At 65.5% G+C, this 24,997-nt stretch carries 22 protein-coding genes; 10 read left to right on the forward strand and 12 right to left on the reverse strand.

All coding sequences use genetic code 11. The features are described 5' to 3' along the window. Positions 1-273 precede the first annotated feature (273 nt). The 4 genes from N4264_RS13320 to N4264_RS13335 all read right to left on the reverse strand — a co-directional run bounded on the left by N4264_RS13320 (position 274) and on the right by N4264_RS13335 (position 8,263). Positions 274-4,416, reverse strand: a complete 4,143-nt coding sequence (locus N4264_RS13320; RefSeq protein WP_261697526.1) for a beta strand repeat-containing protein — start codon at positions 4,414-4,416, stop codon at positions 274-276. A 1,342-nt stretch (positions 4,417-5,758) separates the two neighbouring features. Continuing rightward, positions 5,759-6,700, reverse strand: a complete 942-nt coding sequence (locus tag N4264_RS13325; RefSeq protein ID WP_261697527.1) for a hypothetical protein — start codon at positions 6,698-6,700, stop codon at positions 5,759-5,761. 239 nt (positions 6,701-6,939) lie between these two features. Beyond that, the gene (locus N4264_RS13330; RefSeq protein WP_261697528.1) at positions 6,940-7,257 is read right to left on the reverse strand and encodes a hypothetical protein; all 318 of its coding nucleotides are present in this window, start codon (positions 7,255-7,257) and stop codon (positions 6,940-6,942) included. 88 nt (positions 7,258-7,345) lie between these two features. After that, a complete protein-coding gene (locus N4264_RS13335) occupies positions 7,346-8,263 on the reverse strand; it encodes a pseudouridine-5'-phosphate glycosidase (protein WP_261697529.1) in 918 nt (305 codons plus the stop codon). A 140-nt stretch (positions 8,264-8,403) separates the two neighbouring features. Between N4264_RS13335 and N4264_RS13340 the strand changes: the two genes are divergently transcribed. After that, positions 8,404-10,509: a hypothetical protein gene (locus N4264_RS13340; RefSeq protein ID WP_261697530.1), complete on the forward strand. Its 2,106-nt coding sequence runs from the start codon at positions 8,404-8,406 to the stop codon at positions 10,507-10,509. 80 nt (positions 10,510-10,589) lie between these two features. Here N4264_RS13340 and N4264_RS13345 read toward each other — a convergent pair whose 3' ends face one another. Continuing rightward, positions 10,590-11,429, reverse strand: coding sequence for a class I SAM-dependent methyltransferase (locus tag N4264_RS13345; protein WP_261697531.1), 840 nt, complete (start codon positions 11,427-11,429; stop codon positions 10,590-10,592). A 77-nt stretch (positions 11,430-11,506) separates the two neighbouring features. Here N4264_RS13345 and N4264_RS13350 point away from each other — a divergent pair, with 77 nt between their 5' ends. The 8 genes from N4264_RS13350 to N4264_RS13385 all read left to right on the forward strand — a co-directional run bounded on the left by N4264_RS13350 (position 11,507) and on the right by N4264_RS13385 (position 17,928). After that, positions 11,507-11,953, forward strand: a complete 447-nt coding sequence (locus N4264_RS13350; RefSeq protein ID WP_343232000.1) for a helix-turn-helix domain-containing protein — start codon at positions 11,507-11,509, stop codon at positions 11,951-11,953. Between the two features lie 10 nt (positions 11,954-11,963). Beyond that, the gene (locus N4264_RS13355) at positions 11,964-13,094 is read left to right on the forward strand and encodes a sensor histidine kinase (protein WP_261697532.1); all 1,131 of its coding nucleotides are present in this window, start codon (positions 11,964-11,966) and stop codon (positions 13,092-13,094) included. Continuing rightward, positions 13,091-13,870, forward strand: coding sequence for a LytR/AlgR family response regulator transcription factor (locus tag N4264_RS13360; RefSeq protein WP_261697533.1), 780 nt, complete (start codon positions 13,091-13,093; stop codon positions 13,868-13,870). The genes N4264_RS13355 and N4264_RS13360 overlap by 4 nt, the downstream gene beginning before the upstream one ends. Positions 13,871-14,008: 138 nt before the next feature. Continuing rightward, positions 14,009-14,935: a sulfurtransferase gene (locus N4264_RS13365; RefSeq protein ID WP_261697534.1), complete on the forward strand. Its 927-nt coding sequence runs from the start codon at positions 14,009-14,011 to the stop codon at positions 14,933-14,935. After that, positions 14,932-15,453 carry a YeeE/YedE thiosulfate transporter family protein gene (locus N4264_RS13370; protein ID WP_261697535.1) on the forward strand — a complete coding sequence of 174 codons (522 nt, stop codon included), beginning with the start codon at positions 14,932-14,934 and terminating at the stop codon, positions 15,451-15,453. Before N4264_RS13365 ends, N4264_RS13370 begins: the two co-directional genes overlap by 4 nt. Beyond that, positions 15,450-16,028 carry a YeeE/YedE thiosulfate transporter family protein gene (locus N4264_RS13375; protein ID WP_261697536.1) on the forward strand — a complete coding sequence of 193 codons (579 nt, stop codon included), beginning with the start codon at positions 15,450-15,452 and terminating at the stop codon, positions 16,026-16,028. The genes N4264_RS13370 and N4264_RS13375 overlap by 4 nt, the downstream gene beginning before the upstream one ends. A 29-nt stretch (positions 16,029-16,057) precedes the next feature. Further along, positions 16,058-16,552: a rhodanese-like domain-containing protein gene (locus N4264_RS13380; RefSeq protein ID WP_261697537.1), complete on the forward strand. Its 495-nt coding sequence runs from the start codon at positions 16,058-16,060 to the stop codon at positions 16,550-16,552. Then, a complete protein-coding gene (locus tag N4264_RS13385; RefSeq protein WP_261697538.1) occupies positions 16,546-17,928 on the forward strand; it encodes an aminotransferase class V-fold PLP-dependent enzyme in 1,383 nt (460 codons plus the stop codon). The genes N4264_RS13380 and N4264_RS13385 overlap by 7 nt, the downstream gene beginning before the upstream one ends. An 86-nt stretch (positions 17,929-18,014) precedes the next feature. Here the strand turns inward: N4264_RS13385 and N4264_RS13390 are convergent, their stop codons facing one another. The 7 genes from N4264_RS13390 to napE form a co-directional block, all read right to left on the reverse strand. Beyond that, a complete protein-coding gene (locus N4264_RS13390) occupies positions 18,015-18,407 on the reverse strand; it encodes a hypothetical protein (protein WP_261697539.1) in 393 nt (130 codons plus the stop codon). 167 nt (positions 18,408-18,574) lie between these two features. Further along, the gene (locus N4264_RS13395) at positions 18,575-19,180 is read right to left on the reverse strand and encodes a cytochrome c3 family protein (protein ID WP_261697540.1); all 606 of its coding nucleotides are present in this window, start codon (positions 19,178-19,180) and stop codon (positions 18,575-18,577) included. Between the two features lie 10 nt (positions 19,181-19,190). Next, positions 19,191-19,652, reverse strand: coding sequence for a nitrate reductase cytochrome c-type subunit (locus N4264_RS13400; protein ID WP_261697541.1), 462 nt, complete (start codon positions 19,650-19,652; stop codon positions 19,191-19,193). Between the two features lie 10 nt (positions 19,653-19,662). Continuing rightward, positions 19,663-22,155: a periplasmic nitrate reductase subunit alpha gene (napA, locus tag N4264_RS13405; RefSeq protein ID WP_261697542.1), complete on the reverse strand. Its 2,493-nt coding sequence runs from the start codon at positions 22,153-22,155 to the stop codon at positions 19,663-19,665. Then, a complete protein-coding gene (locus N4264_RS13410) occupies positions 22,136-22,417 on the reverse strand; it encodes a chaperone NapD (protein WP_261697543.1) in 282 nt (93 codons plus the stop codon). Before N4264_RS13410 ends, napA begins: the two co-directional genes overlap by 20 nt. Further along, positions 22,414-22,905 carry a ferredoxin-type protein NapF gene (napF, locus tag N4264_RS13415; RefSeq protein ID WP_261697544.1) on the reverse strand — a complete coding sequence of 164 codons (492 nt, stop codon included), beginning with the start codon at positions 22,903-22,905 and terminating at the stop codon, positions 22,414-22,416. The genes N4264_RS13410 and napF overlap by 4 nt, the downstream gene beginning before the upstream one ends. Positions 22,906-22,909: 4 nt before the next feature. After that, positions 22,910-23,077 (reverse strand): periplasmic nitrate reductase, NapE protein, encoded by a 168-nt coding sequence (gene napE / locus N4264_RS13420; RefSeq protein WP_261697545.1) that lies wholly within the window; start codon positions 23,075-23,077, stop codon positions 22,910-22,912. Positions 23,078-23,430: 353 nt separating this feature from the next. Here napE and N4264_RS13425 point away from each other — a divergent pair, with 353 nt between their 5' ends. After that, positions 23,431-24,933, forward strand: coding sequence for a hypothetical protein (locus tag N4264_RS13425; protein WP_261697546.1), 1,503 nt, complete (start codon positions 23,431-23,433; stop codon positions 24,931-24,933). Positions 24,934-24,997 lie beyond the last annotated feature (64 nt).

Consider the following 24,997-nt stretch of genomic DNA (forward strand, 5'->3'; position numbering starts at 1 on the left):
GCGTCAGCTGATGGATCTCGAAGCAGGGTAGCAGACGTGTGAACACGCTGGCGGAGACCCGCGCGAAACCGGTCGGGATGGCGCCCTCCGCCACGACGACGACACGAGGACGCGAATGGAGCGACGGGATGGAAGCCATGGGCGATCAATAGCGCAGAGTGGAAGGGTGGACAAGTCCTCGGGGGGCGCCAACGGTGAACGCGAATTCGCCTGCCGGGAAAACGAAAAGGCCCTCATCGGGCCTTTTCGCTGTACGTGTTTCACTGACGCTGGCTAGCGGCGCAGATCCTGGCGCCGCCGCGTGACGCCGGCCACTACCGCGAGCACGACGCCCATCAGCAGCAGCATCGGCCAGGACAGCGCCGGCAGGGCAATCGGTTCGGCCGACCCGGCGCCTACGAAGATCACCGTGTTGTCGGTGCTGGTCGAACCGGTATTGGTATTGCCCGATCCGTCCGTGACACCGCCGGCGGCAATCGTGACAGTGATCGTGCCGTTCGCTGTCATGCCGCTGACGGCAACGTTGTAGACCGTCGGACCACCGGTGATCACGGCTGTCGTGGCGCCGGCTGTGCCGCCCAGGATGATGTCGCCGCTGTCAAAGCCGGTGACAGGCTCGCTGAAGGTGACCGTGAAGTTGACCGGTGACGTCGGTGCCGGATCCGTCTGGCCGGGGGCCTGGCTGACGACCACCGTGGGCGCGGTCGTGTCGGGCACGGTGTAGGTCACCGTGTTGTCCGTGCTCGTGGACGCGAGGTTTGCATTGGCGGTGGCATCCGTCGCCACCCCCGCGGCAATCGTCGCGATCACGGTGCCGCTGGCGGTCATGCCGCTGACCGACACGGTGTAGGTGGTGCCGCTGCCGGAGACGGCCGCGGTCGTGGCCCCGGCCGTGCCGCCCAGTGTGACGTCGCCGGTGGCGAAGTCCGCCACGGGTTCGCTGAACACGACGGTGAAGAGAATCGGCGAGGCATTGGTCGGATCGACCTGGCCGACCGCCTGGTCGATCGTGACGCCCGGCCCGGCTGCGTCAAAGGTGACCGTATTATCCGCGCTCGTGGACGCCAGGTTGCCGTTGCCGGCGTCGTCCGCTGCAACGCCCGGTGCGATGGACGCGGTGACCGTGCCCGCGCCGCTCATGCCGCTGACGGCCACGTTGTAGGTCGTGCCGCTGCCGGTGACGGTCGCCGTCGTGGCGCCGGCGGTGCCTCCCAGTGTCACGTCACCCGTCGCGAATGTTGTGACTGGTTCGTTGAAGACCACCGTGAAGTTAATCGGCGAGGCAGCTGTCGGATCAGCCTGGCCCGCTGCCTGCTCGATCGTCACGGTCGGCGGCGTGGCGTCGTAGGTAACGGAATTGTCAGTGCTTGTCGAAGCGGCGCTGGCGTTGCCGCCAGCATCCGTCGCCACGCCAGCCAGGAGCGTGGCCGTGACCGTGCCGTTGCCCGTCATGCCGCTGACGGCGACGTTGTAGGTCGTGCCGCTGCCAGTGACCGTGGCGGTCGTCGCGCCGGCGGTGCCGCCGAGTGTGACGTCGCCGGTGGCGAAGTCTGCGACCGGTTCGCTGAAGATCACCGTGAAGTTGATCGGCGACGTACCCGTCGGATCGACCTGGCCGGCGGCCTGGTTGATCGTCACGCTCGGGACAGAGGCATCGTAGGTGACGGTGTTGTCGCTGCTGGTCGAGGCGGTGCTGGCGTTGCCCCCGGCGTCCGTCGCCACGCCGGCCGCGAGTGTCGCGGTGACCGTGCCGTCGCTCGTCATGCCACTGACGGCGACATTGTAGGTCGTGCCGCTGCCGGTGACCGTCGCGGTCGTTGCGCCGGCGGTGCCTCCCAGTGTCACGTCGCCAGTGGCGAAGTCCGCGACCGGTTCGCTGAAGACCACGGTGAAATTGATCGGTGACGTGCCCGTAGGATCGACCTGGCCCGCTGCCTGGTTGATTGTCACGCTCGGGGCGGAGGCATCGTAGGTGACGCTGTTGTCACTGCTGGTCGAGGCGGCGCTGGCATTGCCGCCGGCGTCCGTCGCCACGCCGGCCGCGAGCGTCGCGGTGACCGTGCCGTTGCCCGTCATGCCGCTGACGGCGACGTTGTAGGTCGTGCCGCTGCCGGTGACCGTGGCCGTCGTTGCGCCGGCGGTACCGCCGAGTGTCACGTCGCCGGTGGCAAAGTCCGCAACCGATTCGCTGAAGATCACGGTGAAGTTGATCGGCGAAGTGCTGGTCGGATCCACCTGTCCGGCCGCCTGGTCGATCGTCACGGTGGGGACGGACGCGTCATAGGTGACCGTGTTGTCGCTGCTGGTCGAGGCAGTGCTGGCGTTGCCGCTGCTGTCCGTTGCCACGCCCGCTCCCAGCGAGGCAATCACAGTGCCGTCGCCCGTCATGCCGCTCACCGCCACGTTGTACGTCGTGCCGCTGCCGGTCACGGTGGCGGTCGTCGCCCCGGCCGTGCCGCCGAGGGTGACATCGCCGCTTGTGAAATCGGCTACCGCTTCGCTGAAGATCACCGTGAAGTTGATCGGCGAACTGTTGGTCGGATCGACCTGGCCAGCGGCCTGGTTGATCGTCACCGTCGGTGCCGTCGCATCATAGGTGACGCTGTTGTCCGAGCTGGTGGAGGCGCCACTCGTGTTGCCAGCGGCATCCGTTGCCACGCCGGCCGCGAGCGTCGCGGTGACGGTGCCATTGCCCGTCATGCCGCTGACGGCGACGTTGTAGGTGGTGCCGCTGCCGCTGACCGTGGCGGTCGTGGCGCCGGCCGTGCCACCGAGGGTGACATCGCCGGTGGCGAAGTCGGCGACTGGCTCGCTGAAGATCACGGTGAAGTTGATCGGCGAGGCACCGGTCGGGTCGACCTGTCCGCCTGCCTGGTTGATCGTGACCGTCGGCGCGGTGGTGTCGTAGGTGACGCTGTTGTCGGTACTGGTGGAGGCTGCGCTGGCGTTGCCGGCCACGTCGGTCGCTGCGCTGGCGTTGACGGTGGCAGTGACCGTGCCGTCGGTTGTCATGCCGCTGACGGCCACGTTGTAGGTCGGGCCGGCGCCGCTGACGACGGCCGTCGTTGCGCCGGCGCTGCCGCCCAGCGTGATATCCGAGCTGTCGAAGCCGCTCACGGCTTCATCGAAGACGACCGTGAAGTTGATAGTCCCGGCATTGGTCGGGTCAGCCTGGCCGGCGGCCTGGTTGATCGTGACCGTCGGCGGTGTCGCATCGTACAGAACAGAGTTATCTGTACTTGTGGAGGCCGCGTTGTCGTTGCCCGCCGAATCGTTGGCCACGCCGCTCGCCAGCGAGGCAGTCACCGTGCCGGGGCCGGTCATGCCGCTGACGGCGACGTTGTAGGTCGTCCCACTGCCGCTCACGGTGGCGGTGGTTGCCCCCGCCGTGCCGCCGAGGGTGACATCGCCGGTCGCGAAGTCAGCGACCGGTTCGCTGAAGATGACGGTGAAATTGATGGGGGAGGTGTTGATCGGATCCAGCTGGCCGCCCGCCTGATTGATCGTCACCGTCGGTGCGGTGCCGTCCCAGGTCACGGAGTTGTCGGTGCTGGTCGACGCCAGGTTCGGGTTGCTCGAGCCGTCCGTCGCCACGCCTTCTGCGATCGTGGCGGTGACGGTACCGTCAGCAGTCATGCCGCTGACGGCGACGTTGTACGTTGTGCCGCTGCCCGTGACCAGGGCAGTCGTGGCACCGGCGGTGCCGCCCAGCGTGACGTCACCGGTGGCGAAGTCTGCCACCGCTGCGGAAAACACCACGGTGAAGTTGATCGGCGAAGAACCGGTCGGGTCTGCCTGACCTCCCGCCTGGTTGATCGTGACCGTCGGGCCGTTGCGATTGACGTTGTAGACCTCGCCGGTAGTGAAATCACCGCTGCCGGCGGACCCGGCTATACCCGTTCCACCAAGGGGCACCGCGCCGGCGACGATGGTGTCGTTGTCGATCACGTTCAGACGCAGGGTGCCCAGGCCAGTTCCGGTATTGACCGTCACGTTGTAGGTCGTGCCGCTGCCGGTCACGGTGCCGACCGAGGCGCCCGTGAGGCCGGTCGTGGTCAGGGTGAAATCCGCTGCATCGACGCCTGTCACCGCTTCGCTGAATGTGACGGTGTAGTTGGCGGTTGCAGACGTGGTGGGTGACGGATTCGCGCGCACCGACGAGATGACCAGCGGGCAGCCGTTGGTGCACCCGTACACCATCAGCGACCCGCCGCTGATGCCAGCTTCGGGCAGTGCTTCGGGTACGACGGCAAAGCGGAACGTGCCTTGCTGCTGCACGCCCAGCAGAATCCGCACATCGATCGAAGCGCCATCCGCCAGCGGTGTTCCCGCGGAAACGGCGCCCACGGACATCGAGGCGTTGAACGCGCTGCCGTTGGGCTGCGAGGGCGGTTGTTCCAGTGTCGTGCCTTGCACGGTGACGTTGCTGGTGCCCGATCCGCAGGGGGCGGTCCACGGTCACGACCACCGCGGTGGATGTGCGCGAACGCAGGTCCGCGTAGCCGGAGGGGGCAGGGAAAGTGGTCTCGTCGATGATGCGGAAACGCAGCCGGGTCAGCGGCGCGCCGGTATTGTTGGTGAAGGTGTAGCGAAGGTCGACGGTGCCGAAGGTGGAATTGTTGGCAGGGTCGCTGGTGTAGTCGCGTGCCATGTTGGGCGCAAGGACGTGGTACGTACAGCTGTCCAGGGCCGCCAGTGACGCACCCGTGCCGCTATTGCGCGGCGACGCGGCGTTCTGAGGGCCCGGCGCGCCCAGCCGCTGCCCCGCGCCGGCGCTCGTGCCGTTGGTGTCGACGAAGATGAAGTTGGTGGCATTGTTGTCCGTGTCGGTGGCAACGCCCAACGCCGTGCAGGGTCCGAACGCCGTGATCGAGCCCTGCTTGCCGCAATCATCGCGATAGAACGAATAGTCGATGGAGAAGGGAGTGAGCGCCGGATAGCCGGTTCCCTCCTTGTAGAGCGTATTGGCTTCGCTGGTGGAACCCACGGCATCCATTCGCGTGCCCAGCGCGAAATCTCCGGGAACATTCGTCGTGAACAACGCTATGCCCGCGTTGTCGGGAATATCCGTGGTGTAGGTCACGTCGCCGGTGGCGTAGCCCGACAGCGAGTAGCCCACCGAGTTGGTCACCAGATAATGCGCATAGGCGGGAATGACGGTGCCATTGGGTATGGTCGCGCGGAGCACGCTGTCGGAGGCCGCGATGCCGTATCCCGTACCGCTGGACGCGGCTACCGTATGTGGCGTTGACGTGTTGTTCCGTATTTCGATGAATTCGTCGTTGGCTCCGTTCGGGCCACGCACGCGGAATTCACTGATCACCAGCGGTGCAGCCACTGCCTGCGACATCCCCAGCAGTGCAGCGGCAATCGCACACCAATACGCGACTTGCTCCCGTCTCATCGTCATCTCCCCAGATGGAACACGCTGATCCGACCATCGGCGCCGACGCGTAGCGCACCCCCGCCACCCGACCGCAGCCGACCAAACCAATCGATGACCAAATACAGAAGTATACGAAGCGGAGAGGGCGCATCCCTCGCCCTGCGTTCGTCCGTCAGCCGACGGACTTTCATGTTCGCGCGGTGAAGATACCGTAGAGACGGGCGGCGGTCATCAGTGCAGCGCCAAGTACGCGCGGCAGACGGCCGCGCACGAGGAGAAGCGTCATTTTGTTGACGCCGCGTTCGCAGCCTGCGGGGAAATGCGATGGATCGCAGCGTGTGGCCGTCGGCCACACGCTGCGCGGGAAGTGCGCTACGGAATCGGACGCTGCACGGTTTGCGCCGCTGCCAGCGTGGCCTTGCCGCTGATCAGCACATTGCCGAGTCCGACGGACATCGCATCGACATAGCTGGTCATCTGCGCCTGGGGGTCAGATGGGTTCTGGGTGATCATGTCGTCCAATGTCCACATGAAGCCACCGCCGACACTGGCTTCGCCCTTGAACGAGCCGAACAAGGCCTGTACTTGCGCCGGCGAGTCATTGGTCCAGTCGCTGGCCAGGATGTAGTCATCCGTATCGAAGCCGGGAATTGCCTGCCGGATCGCTGCCGCCCACTGGCTGGGGTCGTTTCCGGTGCCACCCGCATAGCACTGCAGGTTCCACCATTTTACCGCGCCCGGGTTGGAGGCATTGAGCGCCGACAGTGCGCCCGTCCAGAAGCTTTCAAATGTGTACGGGCAGAACGTGACGCCGAATCCCAGCTGCACGAGCATCTGCGCGAACGCGATGAACGATGGCGAGTCGTAGTTGTCCTCGCAGTCAAGATCGATCGCCGCGACCATCGGGAATGTGGCGCGCAATGTGGCGAAGTTCTGCTGCAGGTTGGTGTTGGCGAAGGAATTGCCGTTGGCCGCGTAGATCGCGGCGATATTGGTGTAGTCCGAAACGCCGCCACCACCGAGCGACATCAGCACGTTCTTCAGGGTGCCGCCCGCCATGGTGTTGACCAGCGCCGGCCATTGTGGATCGCCGACGTACTTGCCGGACACGATGATGGGCGTGTCGTTGAAATGAATGTCGCCGGCGGATTCCTGCGAGTTCTGGTTGCCGACCACATGAAGCAGGCTGATCAGCACGGAGTTGAACCCCGATTGCTGCAGCTGCGCGATCGTGGTTGGCACGGGCTGATTGACCGGCGCGGTAGGCGGATAGATACACCCTTCGGCATACACGGCGAAGTTGAACGATGACATCGCGCTTTCTCCTCTGGTTGAGTCGAACGGCCGATAGTTCGTCACGCCGACAGCGACACACCCGGACAGGATGAGTCCGGGTGTCGCGGCGGGGTGGCCTTAAAAGTGTACGCCTGTATTTTTGCAATCGTAAGTGCGCCGGCTGCGTGGCAATGGCCGAGGTCGCTCGGGCGTGCAGGAGGGTCCGGGACACGGAGGCCGGACAAGCCGGGCCTTCAGTGCCTTCGGCGCCGGGCCGCTCAGTCCTTGCGATCCTGCCGGTCGTGCTTCTGGTGCCCGATCGCGGCGCTGTTTCGATCCTGCTTGCGCTCAAGCCGCGCGCGCTCGCGGCGAGTAACGACGCCGTCCGCCTTGGCGCGTTCCTCGACGTTTTCGATGTGCTCCTGGCGGGCCTCCAGCCGTGCCGCTTCGCGCCGGGTTAGCTCACCGCTGGCGACACCCTGTTCGATGCGGGCCTCCTGGTTTTCCTGCCGTTGGTCGATGACCGGGGTGTCGGCATAGCTCGCCGAACTCGTAACCAGGGCGGTGATGATGGCCAGCGTGCGCACTACGTTCATGATGCCCTCCGTCGGGCCTGGGGTGTTGCTGTCACCACAACGGCATCGGACCAGGCCGGTTGACACGACGGCTAGCAGGGGCAGCAACCTACGGCGCACGTTGCACCAGCGCGACGGCGATCTGCGCACCGAGACGGGCATTGTTCTGGGCCAGCACGCGATTGGTGGCCAGGCTGCGCCCGTCCGTCAGGGCTACCAGGCGACTGAGCAGGAACGGCGTGACGGCCTTGCCGGTGATACCGGCTCGGTCGGCCTCGGCCAGCGCACGCTGGATGGCTGTGTCGATGTCGTCCCAGTCCATTGCGGCGTGCGCGGGAACGGGATTGGCAATCAGCGTGCCGGCGGTGAGTCCCAGCTGGTCGTGAAGGCGCAGCAGGGCGGCGACTTCCGCAGGTGAGTCACAGCGCAGCTCCAGTTGCAGGTGGCTGGAACGCGAGTAGAACGCGGGAAACGTGTCGGTCTGGTAGCCGATTACCGGAACGCTGCGCGTTTCGAGGTATTCCAGTGTTTTCGGCAAATCAAGGATCGCCTTCGCGCCGGCAGAGACAACCGCCACCGGCGTTCGGGCCAGCTCGTCCAGGTCGGCGGAGACATCGAAACTCTCCGCTGCGCCCCGGTGCACGCCGCCGATGCCGCCGGTCGCAAACACGCGGATGCCGGCCAGATGCGCGCAAAGCATGGTCGAAGCCACCGTGGTCGCGCCGGCCTTTCCGCTGGCCAGAACGGCGGGCAGGTCGCGCCGGGAGACCTTCGCCACATCGCTCGATTGCGCCAGCTGCTCCAGCTCCGTATCCGACAGGCCGACGCGGATGCGCCCGCCGGACAGTGCGATGATGGCCGGCACCGCGCCCTCCTCACGCACCACCTCACAGAGCCGCTGCGCCGTCTCGCGGTTGGCGGGATACGGCATGCCGTGCGCGATGATGGTGCTCTCCAGCGCCACGACAGGACGGCCGTCGACCAGGGCGGCATCGACTTCGGGGGTAAGGGTGACGAGAGGATGCATGCCCGCTCCGCAGATTGGCGACCGGGGGAGTGTAGTAGTCGCGCGGTCGTTTGCATCGATCGGCGCTGGTGTGTGGAAAGGCGTGCCGCAGTGGCGGCCGCCTCACCCCGGAATGCGGGCGCTTTGTCGCGCCGACCCTCATGGTCAGCTTTCGGTCAGGTCCGGTCAGCCCGGGCACCGCGTCACGTGGCGGCGCCGCTCCTAGCCTGTCAGCGCCGGATCACCCTTGGCCCGGCCAGTTGCGCAGCCCGACGCGCACTGATGGCTTCGCACAGGAGAAAGTAACGATGCTTCAAACGCCAGATCGACGGTCCCCTCTATCGTTGTCCCTGCTGGCTACCGCCATCCTGCTCGGCCTGGCCGGCACGGCCCGGGCCGAAGCGCCCGCTGTCGGCGGCACGCTGCGTTTCGTGACGACGTCCGTCGCGCCGGGCGACCCGGTCAAGGGTCGCATCTATGATGCCGGCTACTGGGGCGTGCCGGGTTCGCGAACAGCGTACGTGCTGTTCTCGACGACGCCACTGGACGAATCTGGCGTCGCGCCGCTGAAGCCGCGTTGCGTGCGCTGGCAGGACCAGAGTGGCGCGGACGTCATCATCCAGGGGCATGGGAGCTACGGTGGCAACAGCGACCCCAGCCTCTATGCTTCCTTCGAGTACACGGCGCCCCAGATGCCCCCCGGCTACGTTCGCGCGCAGATCGCCAGCGATGAGCAGTGCCGCTTCAATCTGACCCAGTACGACACACTGCAGGTGACGACCGCCGACGCACGTCCCGTACGGGAACCGGGTCCCGCCGGCTGGGCGCCGGGCAAGTCGATCAGTCGACCGAAGCCGGGTTCCTATGTCATTTTCAAGAATTTCCAGCGCGTGGAAAGCCAGACGCCGCCGGGTTACGAGATCGTCGAAGCCGGCTTGAGCCGCATGGAAGTGGAAGCGCCGGAAGACGAGGCGGCCGGCAGGAAACTGTGTCCGGACCTGCAGCCCGACCTGGCCGGTCGCGTCGCCTGGCGCATGACCAAGATGACGGCCTACGGTTACTGGGGGCCGGCGGACATGGAAAAGGTCGCGCCCAAGGACGCGACTGTCCGCCAGTTCCGCTTCTGCGCCTCGCCCAAGTCGATCTCGCCGCTGGCGAACGTTGGCCACCGCACCTTCCTGTCGGCCACCGGCGGGACCATGTACGTGGGCTCGCCGGAGTACGACCTGGAGCTCGCCAAAGTAGCCGTTTCCTACAACGGCGCGAAGTTGCCGGCCGCGCTGGGCAGCTTTCCGCAGGTGGGCGACGAGTTCATTGACAACCAGGGCAACCGCAAGCAGGTGGTGACCTGTGTGGGCAATGGGCCGGTACCGTGCGTGGTCGAATTCGATTTTGATCGGGGTACGAACTACAACCGTGGTCCAGGCCATCATCAGGTGATGACGAACGTGGCCTTCAACGCCCCGTTTTACAGCCTGCTGCCGTCCGCCGAGGGGAGTCACGCGTCGCCGGACTCCTACCGTGTTCCGCTCGCACTGAAAACGGATATCGGCCGTGCCGGCGAGGTGATGGTGGAACAGGATTCCAGCGCCCGCCCGACCGCGGACTGGGTGCCGCTGCAATGGACCGGCGTGTGGCACACGGAAGCCTTTGCGCCGCATGAGGCCGCAGTGACGCCGGCCTGGCCGGGTTCGGCTGAGCTGCGCATGCGCTACGTGGAGTATGGCCAGTACAACGTGACCGAAGACTGGGTCTGGCGCAACAACGGCCTGGTCACCCGGATTTCCCAGTGGTGGCCCCGGCAAAAGCGCTGCTGGAAACAGGCCACCTACACCTGCGCGGACGGTGGATTGCCGCCGGACAACGACGCCCAGGCCATCGAGACCTTTGTGCCCAACACGAATCCCGACCAGGCCGACCTGCATGTGAGGACATTCGCAGTCGACAACGAGGGCTGGACCATTGATCTGCGCCAGGCGATCGATACCCGCCAACGATACAGCGGATTCCTCGAATTCAAGATTGGCGACCGGGAGTTCCTGCTCCGTGACCGGGCGGGCAGGCCGATCTACGTCCACCATGGCCGGGTTCACATCCCCTGGAACGCCACCGCGCCGGTCGACCTTCCACCTGGCACGCATCATGTGAGCGTGCGGCCGTTCTTCACCGAAGCGCCGCTCGACGCTACCTCGCCGCGCCCGCAGGTATTGAAGAACGAGAACCGCGCAGGCCTGTGGTCGAATGTGATGCCGCTGATCGTGCGGTAAGTGGCAAAGACGACGAAACCCGCCTTGAGCGGGTTTCGTTTCACCGGTTGCGGTCGGTCATGGCGATGCCGGCAGCGCCACTACGCATTCCGTGCCGTGATCATCCAGCACGCTGCCACAAAGCGCACCGTGTCACCGTGTACGAACGGTTCAAACGCCGCACGCAGCGTGTCACTGACCTGCCGCCGTGTTTGCTCGTCCACTGCCTGCAGCGCGATACCCACTGGCCCGAGTCGGCCGGCATAGCGCTCCAGGTCGCTGGCAGGAATGGAACATTCCACATCCAGCGGTGTGAGCGAAATGGCAGACCAGCCGGCCGCGTGGAGGAGTCGTTCCACCCGTTGCGGATCAGCGAATGCAAATTGGCCGGGCGCATCGGCCACGCGGGGCGGCAGTGCGGGCAACAGGGGGGCGGCGGCGCGTTCGGCGGTGGTCATGAACGGATTGTCGGCAACGCTGCGCCACGCGATGCCGTGCAGTTGCGCATCACGCGTAGCCGCCCTCCGAAGGTTGGCGAAGGCGGCTACGGGATCGTCGAAGAACATGATGCCGAAGCGCGAGACGATCCGCTGGAATCGCGCAGGTTCAAATTCATGCGTCTGCCCATCCGCGGCGATGAAGTGGGCTGGGAGGTTTTCGCGCGCGCTTCGCTCGCGGGCCAGGGCGATCATCGGCTCGGAAATATCGAGGCCCACGACCGGTATGCCCAGCCGTCGCGCAATAGCCAGAGTGGTCGCTCCGGTACCGCAACCGATATCGAGCACCGGGCCGCCGGCCGCAGGGCCGATTGCGTCAACCAGAACGGTCTCGAAGGGCAGGAACATCCGGTCCAGGAGGTCCTGGGATTCGACCCAGGCCTGGCCGGCGGGGCCGTTCCACAATTGGCGTTGATCGGTGGGGATGGCGGTGGCGGCATTCATGAGCGGTGTCCTTGGGGCTTGCCAACAACGGGTGGGAAGGGCACTGTGCCACTTCAAGTCGACTTGAGGTCAAGCGGGTGAGCGAACTGGATATCGCCCAGGTGGCGCGGCAGGCCGGCGTACCCGCCTCGACCCTTCGCTTCTACGAAGAAAAAGGGCTGATCACCTCGATCGGACGGCACGGACTACGTCGGGTGTACCGCGCGGACGTGCTGGAACGGTTGGCCCTGATTGCGCTGGGTCGTGCTGCGGGCTTCTCGCTGGAGGAGATTGCCGGCATGTTCGCGGTGGATGGCTCGCTGCGCGTCGACCGTGACGCGCTGCGTACCAAGGCCGACGCGCTCGACCACACGATCCGCCAACTGCGTGCGATGCGCGACGGCTTGCGCCACGCTGCCGCGTGCAAGGCCCCCAGTCACCTCGAGTGCCCCACCTTCCGTCGCATTCTCCGGGCGGCCGGGGCAGGGGTGATCAACCCGGCCGAAAGGCCGCTGTCACGCCGCTCGCCGGCACGCGGCCGCTAAGGCTGTCCCATTGGCAGCCACCCTGGTCCCGTTGGCTGCACCGGCGTCGCCGGACGCCGGGCGCTTCGGGCAAACTCCGTGGGTGAACACCCGCCACTTCCTTCCCATCGCTGCTGCCTTCTGGACGGTCTTTGGCCTGGTCACCGGCATCCAGGTCTGGATCAGCATGCTCGATCACGGCCACTCCGTGCCGTGGCTGCTGGTTTACTACCTTTTCGTATGGCTGGCCTGGCTGGGGCCGACGTACGTCATCGCCTGGCTGGTCCGCCAGTTTCCGCCCGGTGCGCGCCGACGCGGCATGGTCGCAGCGCATATCGCCGCCGCCATCGCGATTGCCGTGGTGCACGTGTTGTACGAGGTGGGCCTGATGCTCTGGATGCGCCCATACGACCGGCGCACGGCGACATTCTCCGAAGTGGACTTCCTGGAAATCCTGTTCACGCGTGTTCCGCTGGAGTGGATTCTCTACTGCCTGACGCTCGGCTGCGTGCTCGCCTTCGAATACTACGAGCGCTACCACGAACGGGCGCTGCGTGCGGCGCAGCTGGAACGCTCGGTGGTTGACGCAAAGCTGCATGCATTGGAACTGCAACTGCAGCCCCATTTCTTGTTCAACACGCTCAACGCGGTTGCGGGGCTGGTGCGCAGCCAGCGCAACGAGCAGGCCGTGACCATGATTGCCGGCCTCGCCGACCTGCTGCGCTACTCCCTCGACCAGGCAGGCCGGCAACGCGTGCCACTGGCCGAAGAGATCGAGATGCTCAAGCGCTACCTCGAAATCGAGATGGCGCGGTTTTCCGATCGCGTGACATACCGCGTTTCGGTAATCGGTGCGGCCGGAAAAGGCATGGTCCCCAACCTCATCCTGCAACCCCTGGTCGAGAATGCCGTGCGTCACGGCATCGCCAACGTGGCGGCCGGGGGCTCCATCGAACTGGAGGCCGAGCACGTCGACGAGCGGTTGCAGATTCGCCTGCGCAACACCGGTACGCTGGCGGTTGATCCGGTCGAGGGCATTGGCCTGCGCAATACGCGCGAACGGCTGCGCAACCTGTACGGCGAGGCGGCAACCTTCACCTTGTCGGCGGGCGAGGGCACCGTGCTGGCGACGCTCGACCTGCCCTGGGAAACCGCCGCATGAGTGCAGGTACGCTGCCGCTCAAAGTCCTTGTCGTCGACGACGAGCCGCTGGCGCGCGAGAACGTCACCGCGCTGCTGGAGAGAGATGCCGAAGTCGAAGTCGTCGGCCAGGGGAACGGCGTCGATGCGGTCGCGCTGGTTGCCCGTCTGCGGCCCGATATCCTTTTCCTGGATATCCAGATGCCGGAAGTCGACGGTTTCGCGCTGCTGGAACTGATTGGTGCGGATGCCGTCCCGGCCATCGTCTTCGTTACCGCCTACGATCGCTACGCGCTGCGGGCCTTCGACGTCCATGCACTGGATTACCTTCTGAAGCCCTTCACGGACGCGCGATTCGCCAGCGCGCTCGATCGTGCCAAGGAGCAGGTGCGCACGCGTCGTCGCGGCGAACTGGATGGTCGCATCGCCGAGCTGCTGCGCGCGCAGCAGTCACCCCGCACGCGCTTTCTGGTTCCAGGCCGGGACAAGACGATTGTCGTGGAGGCCAGTCAGGTCGACTGGATCGAAGCGGCCGACTACTACATCTGCCTGCATTGCGGTGATGCCAGCCATCTGCTGCGCGATACGATGGACGAGGTGGAGCGCCAGCTCGATCCGCAGCAATTCTTCCGCGTGCACCGGTCCGCCATCGTGAACCTGGCCCGCGTTCGCGAGATCCACCCGCTGTTTCGCGGTGACTGTGAGCTCAAGCTCACGGACGGCGTGACCGTGCGCCTGAGCCGGCACCGGCGTCGTGAATTCGAGGCGCGCTTCGCGCAACTGGGCACGCGACGATAGCGAACCTGCACGGTGATGCGTGCACCGCCGCGCCCCTGCTACCCGTTGGCTGCATGACGCATCCCGTCCGCTGCAATGCGATATCGGCGGCTCGAAAATGGGTGCACTGTGCTTCCGGTCCACCTACCGGAGAAGCCCGTGAAGCACAAAGCCCTGATCGCACTCGCCCTGTCCCTCTGCCTCTCCACCGGCGTCGTGCGGGCCACAGACGACATCCGCAGCCGCCTCGTCGTCGACTCGACGTGGCTGGCCAGCCAGCTGGATGACCCAAAGCTCGTCATCCTGCACGTCGGCGACCCCGACGACTATGCGAAAGGCCACATCCCGGGCGCGCGACTGGTCACCCTGGATGATCTGTCTGTCTCGGAACACACGAAGAACGGCCTGATGCTGGAAATGCCGGCTGACGACGAGCTGCGGACGCGCTTGCAGAAACTGGGCATCTCCGATGACTCCCGCATCATCGTGTACTACGCGAAGGACTGGGTGAGTCCAGCTACGCGTATCGTCTTCACGATGCAGTACGCGGGGCTGGGCGAGCGCACCTCCTTGCTCGACGGCGGGATGAAGGCGTGGGTCCGGCAGGGGCATTCGCTCAGCAAGGCTGCTGCCAGTGCAGCGCCGGGAACCCTGGCGCCGTTGAAAACCGAGCCGCTGATCGTTGACGCGGCATATGTGCGCGAACACGTCGGAACGCCGGGCGTTTCCGTCGTCGACGGACGCGCTGCGGTCTACTACGACGGCGTCGACACGGGCGGCGCACATGGCCAGGTACACAAGACCGGCCATATCAAGGGCGCCCACAGCATTCCCTTTACCGAACTGGCGAACGACACGCTGCTGATCCGCTCGCAGGACGAGCTGAAAGCCATCTTCGACAAGGCTGGCGTCAAGCCGGGCGACACGGTCGTTGGCTACTGCCATGTCGGGCAGCAGGCCACCGCAACGTTGTTTGCGGCACGCCTGCTCGGGCATCCGGTGAAGCTCTACGACAAGTCGTTCCAGGATTGGTCGCGGGGCGCTGACAACGCGGTTGAAACGGCCGCAGCGCGAGGCCGGCCATGAACACGGCAGGCGCGTCACGTCCGTATGCTGATCCGTACCTGGCAGGCATCGGCCTGGGACTGGTGCTGCTGACTGCGTTCGTGGTCGTCGGACGTGGATTGGGCGCGTCCGGCGCTTATGCCAGCACGGCGGCCGGTACGGTCGCCCTGGTGGCGCCCGGCAAGGCGACGGCGAGCCCGTTGTTCTCGCACTATCTGAGCGGGCAGGGGCCCTGGCTGGAGTGGCAGAGCGTCGAGCTGGTCGGCGTGCTGGTGGGTGGCTGGCTTTCCGCGGCGCTGGCCGGGCGCTTGTCGGTCAGCATCGAGCGTTCGTCATCAGTGGGTTCGCAACAACGCCTCATCCTGGCCTTTGGCGGCGGACTGTTGATGGCCGTGGGTGCCGCGCTGGCGCGCGGCTGCACCAGTGGCCAGGCGCTGACCGCCGGCGCGCTGCTCAGCGTTGGCGGCTGGTTGTTTCTCGGTACGGCGTTTGCGGCGGCCTACGCTGTCGCGCCACTGCTACGCAAGGTGTGGCAATGAACGCGCCACTGCTTCCTGAAACCGCATCATTGTCGGCCACGCTATCGGCAGCACTGGTCATTGGCATCGGATTCGGGTTCGCCCTTGAGCGTGCTGGTCTTGCCAGTGCGCGCAAGCTGGTCGCGCAGTTCTATGGCAAGGACATGAGCGTGCTGAAAGTGCTGTTCAGCGCGCTGCTCGTCGCCATGCTGGGTGTGTTCTGGCTGGCGCGCCTGGGTTGGCTGGACCTCAGCGCAGTGTATGTGCCCCCGACCTTCGTGCTGCCGCAGCTGCTTGGTGGCCTCGTTTTCGGCATCGGATTGGTGACCGCGGGGCTGTGTCCCGGTACGGCGTGTGTTTCTGCGGCTACGGGACGCATCGACGGCTGGGTCGTGTTGCTGGGCCTGTTCGTGGGAATGGTGGTTACCGGGCTGTTCCTGCCGCAGGGCGCGTCCTTTTACCAGAGCACGTTTCATGGCGCCTGGACCTTGCCGGAATGGTTGGACCTTCCCTACGGCGTGGTGGTGGCAGGTGTCGTCGTCCTGGCATTGGTGGTGTTTGTCGTTGCGGAACGGGTCGAACGGTGGTCTCGATGAGCCGTATCGGGCATCACGTACTAGCGGTCATGGCTCTTGCAGCCGGATCGCTCGCCGCGGTCGCCGGAAGCTCGCGGCCCCCACTTGGCGATTCGGCCGTCAGCGCAACACAACTGGCGGACCTGATCCGCCAGCGACGCGAGGGCCTGCTGGTACTGGACGTGCGACCGCCGGGTGCGGCGGCGGTGGACCGCATTCCCGGGGCGAAGGCGCTGGCCGACGTGGATCTGTCCGCGTTGCCGTCGGGCACCTTGGTGATCGTGTTGGGCGATCCCGATGTGGATGCGGCATTCGTCGACGGGCTGCGCCGGCAGGCCGGCACAATGCGCTTCGTCCAGGTGCAGGGCGGCGCGGCGGCCTGGCGCGACGAGGTGCTGTATCCGGTCATCCGCAGCGACGCCAGCGAAGCGCAGCGACGCCGGTTCGATGAGCGCGCGCAGCGCAGCCGGTACTTCGGCGGTGTGCCGCAGGAGTGGGATCCGGGAACGGTGCTGACTCGCCCGCGGAGCCGACGCGGATGCTGAACACGATTGGCCAGCAGAAGCCCGAGCGGAGCCGGAACGAGGGGGCCTTTGACTTTGCGGCGCTGCGGCGCCGGGAGTTCGCGCGACTGGACGCCCAGGGGCATTGCTATCTCGACTACACCGGCAGCGCGCTTTACGGCGTGTCGCAATTGCGCGAGCACCAGCGGCTGCTGTCGACGGGACTGTTCGGCAACCCGCATTCCGATTCGTCCGTGGCGCGCGCCAGCACGCGAGTGATTGAGGAAGCGCGGCAGGCCGTGCTGAATTTCCTGGGTGTGGATGATCGTACGCACGTGGTGTGCTTCACGGCCAATTGCAGCGCCGCCATCAAGCTCGTCGCTGAAAGCTATCCGTTCGGACCGGAGCGCCAGCTGGTGCTCTCCGCCGACAACCACAACTCCGTCAACGGGATCCGGGAATACGCCGCTCGCGCGGGCTCCTCGCTAGGCGTGCTGCCACTGACAGAATCGCTGGAACTGGACGATCCCGCGGCGGTGCTTGGCGAGGTCGCCACACGCGGTGGGGGGCTGCTGGCCTATCCGGCGCAATCCAACTTTTCCGGTGTACTGCATCCGCTCTCTCTGGTACAGCAGGCGCGCGAACGCGGCTTTGACGTGTTGCTGGATATCGCCGCCTACGCGCCCAGTCATCGGATCAGCCTTGCGGAGTGCCCGGCGGATTTCGCTGTGCTGTCGTTCTACAAGCTGTTCGGTTATCCCACCGGGATCGGTGCGCTCGTCCTGCGACGCGAGGCGATGCGGAAGCTGAGCCGTCCCTGGTTCGCCGGTGGTACCGTTCGGTATGCCTCCGTGCACGCAAACCGCTACCGGCTTCACGATGGCGCGGAGGGCTTTGAGGACGGCACCCCGGACTTCCTCGGCATCGCCGCGCTGCCAGCGGGATTTTCCCTGCTGGGGGAGGTGTCGATGGACCGCTTGACCGTGCGGGTGAAAGATCTCGCCGCTGATCTGTCATGGCGGCTGACGAGCCTGTCCCATGCAAACGGCCGCCGCGTGATACGCGTGTACGGCCCTGAGGACCCCGCCCGCCGCGGTGGCGCCGTGACATTCAATGTGCTCGACGCGACGGGTCATGTTGTTCCGTACGAGCAGGTGGAATCGTCGGCACGCGAGGCGGGAATTTCCGTACGTGGCGGCTGCTTCTGCAATCCGGGCGCGGCTGAAAAGGCGTTCGCCGTCGACCTCGCGCATTGGGGGGCGTGCCTGGATACATTGGACGCCCATTTCACGTCACGGCAATTCGCCGCGTGCACCGGAACTCATATCGGCGCACTCCGCGCATCGGTGGGCCTGGCCACGGACTTTGCGGATGTCGCCCGGCTCGCGGACTTTCTCCGGCAGTACGCTGAGCGGTAGGTGGCACAGCGACAGGGAAGGGAGAACCCGGCGATCCCAGCCAGTCGCGCGCGACGGAGTCCGAGTCGACGCATGCTGCACGAGCGTCACTGGCGTATCCATTCCTCCATGACCGAAGGCGTCGTGATCGACAGCGTGCCGTCAGCGCGCTTTGTCACCGTCCCGCTCCAGATCAGGTGCGCCGCGGGCATCGCTCCGCCCTCTGTCCAGCGTTCGAATTGGTAGGCCCCGGTTGTGAGGTCCACGCCGATCGAACCGATGTGGGCCTGCTCACCGTCCTCGGAGAGCACCAATTTTTCCGCGGACTTTCGCAGGCCGGCGGTATAGCCCTCGAAACTGCGGGGGTGTTCGTCCAGGAACTTCAGAAAGGCCTGCTGGACAGCCGTGGCGTCCAGTGTGGATTCCGTCTCCGCCCCAAGACGGGTTGGCAGGATCAGGATGGCGAGAGTGAGTGTGAGATGGCGCAGGACGTGTGTCATGACCTCGGGTGATCCAGTGAGTGGCCGTGGACTCTACAGCGTACGTCACGCCGGGCGCGCTTCCGCCTGCGGGTGGCCTGGAATCGCTGCGGCGTTGGCAGACAGCGCCGAGCGGTGTACCCGGGCGGCCTGCCGGCCCGCGGTTCATCCGGTGGCGTTGCGGCCGGTTACTCGACAGTGACGGCAGGCCCGTACTGCGCCCCGGTCATATCCGGCAGGCGATGAGCGATGCCCTTGTGACAGTCGATGCATGTCTGGCCGCCGCCGCCCAGGGCCTGCTCGTGGATCTTGGCTGCACGGGGGCTTTGTCGGGTGAAGTCCATGGATGTGTAGTTGTGACAATTGCGGCATTCGAGCGAATCGTTAGCCTTCAGCCGGGCCCATTCGTGCTCGGCCAGGGTACGACGCATCGCCAGGAACTTTTCCTGTGTACTGATGGTGCCGAAAATCTTGCCCCAGACTTCCTTCGAGGCCTGCATCTTCCGCGCGATCTTGCGGGTCCATTCGTGGGGAACATGGCAGTCCGGACAGGTCGCACGCACGCCGGAGCGGTTGGACCAGTGAATGGTCGATTTCAATTCCTGGTAGACGTTGTCATGCATCTCGTGGCAGCTGACGCAGAACTTCTCGGTGTTTGTGGCCTCCAGCGCTGTGTTGAATCCGCCCCAGAACATCACTCCGGCGATGAATCCGCCCAAGGTCAGGAAGCCGAGGCTGAAGCGTGTACTCGGCGACCGGAGGACCTGCCAGCCTCGACGAAGCAGTCGGCGCATGCGTCACTCCTCAGTGGCCCGGCGCGGGCGCGCGTTGCAGCAGGGCTTCGATATCGACGAAGCCATTGATCACCAGGGGCTTGGCTTCCGTCTGCACCACGTGACACTGCGTGCAGAAATAGCGCCTCGGCGATATGGCGGCGAGAAAGTTGTCGTGCCGGTCCATATAGTGGGTGACACTGACAGGAGGCGCCTGGAACTGCGCGGCTGTACTGACGCTGTGGCACATCATGCAACGGTTTGCATTGCGGTCGAGCTGGTAGTTGTCGATCGCGTGCGGAATGGTCGGCGGCTGCATGGGGTAGGACCGTCGCCGCCGCACGTCCTTGTTCTCGACACCGTGGATCGGCGCCGGTTCGGACTCTTCGCCAACGGGCGTGCCGCCGCGAAGCGCGTCCAGCGCATCGGGATCAACGGCGCCAGCCTGTCCGGCGGCCAGCGCAAACGCCAAACCCAGGATCAGTGAGCGCATGACTATCTCCCTAGACCTTGACGATCTTTACCGCGCACTTCTTGAAATCTGTCTGCTTGGAGATGGGATCTGTCGCGTCCAGCGTGCATTTGTTGATGAGCTGGCTGGCATCAAACCACGGGACGAATACCAGTCCGCGTGGCGGCCGATTGCGGCCGCGTGTCTCGACCCGTGAGCGCATTTCGCCGCGTCGCGAAATCACGCGGACTTCGCTACCGCGCCGCAGGTCGCGGGCGGTGGCATCGTCGGGGTGCATGTATACCAGTGCATTGGGTACGGCCCGGTACAACTCGGGCACGCGCATGGTCATGGAGCCGGAATGCCAGTGTTCCAGCACGCGGCCGGTGCACAGCCACAGATCGTACTCGGCATCCGGAGACTCGGCCGCCGGTTCGTAGGGAAAAGCCCATACCACCGCTTTTCCGTCCGGGTTGCCGTAAAAATCGAAACCCTTGCCGGGTTTGACGTAGGGGTCAGCGCCTTCGCGGTAGCGCCACAGTGTTTCCTTGCCGTTGACCACGGGCCAGCGCAGCCCGCGGACCTCATGGTAGGTATCAAAAGGGGCCAGGTCGTGGCCGTGGCCGCGACCGAAGCTGGCGTACTCCTCGAAAAGACCTTTCTGTACGTAGAAACCGAAGGCCTTGGCCTCGGCGTTGGCGTATTTCGGGCTGATTTCCGACAGCGGGAATCGATCGACCTGACCATTGCGGAACAGAACGTCGAAGAGCGTCTTGCCGCGCAGCTCCGGCTTCCTGGCAAGCAGCTCCTCTGGCCAGACCTCCTCGACGGTGAACCGGCGCGAAAACTCCATCAGTTGCCACAGGTCGGAACGGGCTTCACCAGGAGCTTCGACCAACTGGTGCCAGAATTGCGTGCGACGCTCGGCGTTGCCGTAGGCGCCTTCCTTCTCGACCCACATGGCGGCCGGAAGAATGAGATCGGCACTTTGCGCCGTGACCGTCGGGTAGGCGTCCGAAACGACGATGAAGTTCTGCGGATTGCGATACCCCGGCAGCGTTTCCTGGAGCAGGTTGGGCGCGGCCTGCATATTGTTGTTGACCTGGATCCAGTAGGCGTTGAGCTTGCCGTCCTTGAGCATGCGGTTCATTTCCACCGCGTGATAGCCGGGTTTGTCGACGATGGTGCCCTCCGGCAGCTTCCAGATGCGCTCGGCGGTCTGGCGGTGTGCGGGGTTGGTGACGGCCATGTCCGCGGGCAGGCGATGCGAGAACGTTCCCACTTCGCGCGCGGTACCACAGGCGGATGGCTGCCCGGTGAGGGAGAACGGGCTGTTGCCGGGCGTGGCAATTTTTCCCGTGAGCAGGTGCAGGTTGTACACCATGTGGTTCGCCCAGACACCGCGCGTGTGCTGGTTGAAGCCCATGGTCCAGAAGCTCATCACCTTGATCTTCGGATCCGCATACAGCTCGGCCAGTGCACGCAGTTTGTCGACACTGACGTTCGACAGTTTCGCCGCGTATTCGAAGGTGTAGGGCTTGAGGAATTCGCGAAACGCATCGAAAGTCATCGGCTTGCCGCCACCGGACTCCCGCGCGTTCTTTGCCTTGATTTCCAAGGCATGGTCCGCGCGAAGTCCATAACCGATATCGTCGTTGCCGAGCGTGAAGCGGACATGCTTGTCGATGAAGGCCTTGTTGGCCTTGCCGCTCTCGATGATGTGGCGCGCGATCGCATTCATGATGGCAAGGTCTGTCTGTGGCGTGAAGACCACCGGCAGGTCGGCCAGATCGAAGGACCGGTGCTCGAACACCGACAGTACCGCCACCTTGACGTCGGGATTGGACAGTCGCCGATCCGTCACGCGCGTCCACAGGATCGGGTGCATCTCGGCCATGTTCGATCCCCACAGCACGAAAGCATCAGCGGCTTCGATATCGTCGTAGCACCCCATCGGCTCGTCCATGCCGAAGGTGCGCATGAAGCCGTAGGCCGCCGACGCCATGCAATGGCGCGCATTCGGATCGATATTGTTGGAGCGGAATCCGGCCTTGAACAGCTTGTTCGCGGCGTAGCCCTCCCAGATCGTCCACTGCCCCGAGCCGAACATGCCGACGGCCGTCGGTCCTTTTTCCTTGAGGGCCTTCTTGAACTGCTGGGCCATGACGTCGAATGCCTCCTGCCAGGAAACCTCGGCGAAGTCACCGTTCTTGTCGTAGACGCCGTCCTTCTTGCGCAGCAGTGGCTTGGTCAGGCGGTCGGTGCCGTAGAGAATCTTCGACAGAAAGTACCCTTTGACGCAGTTGAGTCCCCGGTTCACCTCCGCCAGCGAGTCGCCGTGCGTCGCAACGACACGGCCGTCCTTTACGGCGACATTCACGCCGCACCCTGTCCCGCAGAACCGGCAGGGTGCCTTCGACCATTCCAGTCGGGTCAGGTCGGCCTGCGTCACCAGCTGCGCATGTGCACCTGGTCCCATGCCCGCGGCAGCCAGTGCGCTTGCTGTCGCACTGCGGCGGATGAAGTCACGTCGGGTCAGGGACATGGCAGATCTCCTCCAGGCTGCTGGACGGTTCGACATGGTGATAGACAAGGTGGACGCCGAGGACGCCGCGGCAGTCCGACAGGCGTGTCATGAGTGCCGCGATATCGCGCTCGTGCCCGGTTTCGACGAGTAGCACGAGCTTGCAGTCGGACTGTGCCGCGATCTCGGTGTGGGCTTCTGTTGCCAGTGCCGCCAGCAATGCCGCGCGGGCTTCCGGCAGGAACTGCGCGACCAGGCTTGCGATGTGGACATCGGCGCTCATGCAACTTGCTCCACGGAAAGCGAAATCGCCTGTGCGGGGCAGGGCGCAACACAGCCGCCGCATCCGGTACAGGAGGCGAGGTCAACTTCCGGCACGCTCACCGGCGAACGCGGGCGGAAACGGATGGCGTCGCTGGGGCAGGCGTCGCGACAGGCCGCGCAGTGAATATCGCGGCGCGCCAGGCAGTGATCAGACACTTCCACGCGCAACTGCCACGGCCGCGTGCTGCGCTCGCCAAAGGCCGCGGACTGGCACACCGTGGCGCAGGTTCCGCAGAAGGTGCATTCGCCACGTTGGAAATCGATCTGCGGGTAACCGCCATCGCCCACCACGAGAATGGACTCGGGGCAGGCGGCAGAGCACGCTCCGCAGCGCGTGCATCGATCAGTAAAGTGGTTCTCCGGCAGCGCCCAGGGAGGGCGAATCCACTGTGCGGCGCCGGGTCGCCCCAGCAGGAATGCGCGACGGGCGGCACGTGATCCCGTCATGGCTTCACTGCGCAATCGGGCCCGGGGGGCCGGTGAAGATCTGGAAGATCCAGACTGCGAAACCGTAGCCGCCGACGATGGCGACGGCCAGGGCGGGGAACAGGACGACGGTCAGGAACAGGAAGACGCGAAGTTCCCACCGGCGTCGCAACTCTGGCGATAGCGTGTCCATGGTCCCTGCCGTGGTCGGAAAGGTTCAATGACAGATCGATCGAGCGGTATCAGTGTATACGCCGGACGCCAGGCAGGCGAGCGTGACGGGGGAAGTGCCGTGGCCGAGTTCGGCACGCGGAGGCCTTGCATTGCGTCGCCCGCGTCGCCGATACTGAAAGACTGACACGAACCGATTGACGGTCCGATGCTGTCAGCCGCACCGCCGTAGAAGGGTGGAACACCCCGCTACGACGCTTTGTGCGATCAGACGGGGATCCGTCGTTGCGCGGGCGCAGGCTGCGCAACGACATCATCGAAACGCAAGGTCGTGTCATGTCATCAGCGTCGTCAACAGACGCATCGTCTCTTTCCATGTTCCTTCCACAAGCCGAAGCGCTCGCCGGTTTTCGGTGGCGCGGTCGTCTGCGTGCGGCATTGGCCGTGGTGTTCCGGCAAAATCACCTGCCGGACGCCGGGCAACTGCAGCGCATTCCCCAACTGGATGCCGCGCAACTGCTCGCGCTGGCCGACGTGCTGCGCTCGCGGCAGTGTGAGCAAGGCGTTCGACACCTCCAGCCCGACGAGTCGCCCCTGCCGTTGACACGCGACGAGCAGGCGGCAATCTGCCTGTTTCTCGGTGCGAGTCACGCTGATGGGCGCGCGCGCGAAGTGGCGCTGCGCCTGCTTGCGCGCAGCGAGCAGCGCATAGCGCTCTTCGCCGCGCTGATCCGCTGCGACGACTGGGTCTGGTGCGTGCAGCAGCAGGCCATCCTGATGGTTCGGAACCGCGTGCCGGCATTGAGCGGGCCGGCGCTGTTTGCCTGCCTGGGGCTGGCACTGGCCTTGCGCGAACGGGCGCGATTCCGCGCGGACATCTGGCCGGAGCTGGAGGCTGCGTTCAGGGAGCCACGCCACGCGCCGGAGCGCTGGCAGGTGGCGATGAACGGAGCCCCCGCGGCGCGGCGGTTCGCCGCCGCGCTGGTGATGCGCTGTGATCCGCTACGAGCGCCGCAGTTGCTGGCGACCTACGTTAGCGGAGATGACGCGGCCGATGCCCGCTGGGCGTTGTGCCAGGCGCGCGACAGCCAGGATCCGATGCTGCTGCTCCAGGTGGCGCGGCGTGCGATGTACTGCAGCGACAGCGACGTTCGTGCCGAAGCACTCCGAGTGCGGGTGGATGCCGACGATGCCGACCTGCACGACAGCCTGCGCCGTCACGCGTTCGATCCGGCGCGTGCCGTGCGGCAGGTTGCCGCGTACTTCCTCAAGGCGCGCTGCGGCGAATCGGCGTTGGCCCTGTGGCGCCGCCGTGTCGATGAAGGACGTGGCCAGCGGTTCGCGGCTGCGCTATCGGCGCTGTGCGACAACGCCGAGAAGGAGGATCTGGCGCGTCTGCTGCACCACCGCGGGGCTGCAACGGCGTGGGCGCGATCTGCTGTTCTTCGCGCGCTGCATCGTATTTCGGCCGCACAGACGCCTGCTTGTTTGCGGGAGGCGCTGAATGACCCTCGCATCAGCGTGCGTCGCCAGGCCCTGGCGATCTACGAGGCTGGTGGATATCCCGTCACCGCCGCGGAAGTCAGCGCCGCCATCGCGGCGGCGCCGACGCCCGAGGCTTACGTCATGGTGCTGCGAGGCTGCCGTCTCCTCGGCAAATGGGACATGCTGGCGCTATTGCTCGGTCTGTTTCCCGACGCTGACGGCGTGCAGCGCGCAGCCATCGAACAGCATCTGGGGCGTTGGGTGGAGGCGGCCTGCCGCCGCTTTTCGCCACTGCCCGAGGAGCAGCGTCGCACCCTGCTGGAAAGGCTGGCGCGGGCACGCGCGCTGGGGCCGTCGCGCCACTGGCATCGCGTGGCGGATTTGCTCAGTTGACCGCAGAGCGGTGCCGGGCGGTCGATGTGTGTACACCGCCCGGCACTGGTCGTGCGCCGTGGGA

Source organism: Tahibacter amnicola, from assembly GCF_025398735.1.
Classification (GTDB): domain Bacteria; phylum Pseudomonadota; class Gammaproteobacteria; order Xanthomonadales; family Rhodanobacteraceae; genus Tahibacter; species Tahibacter amnicola.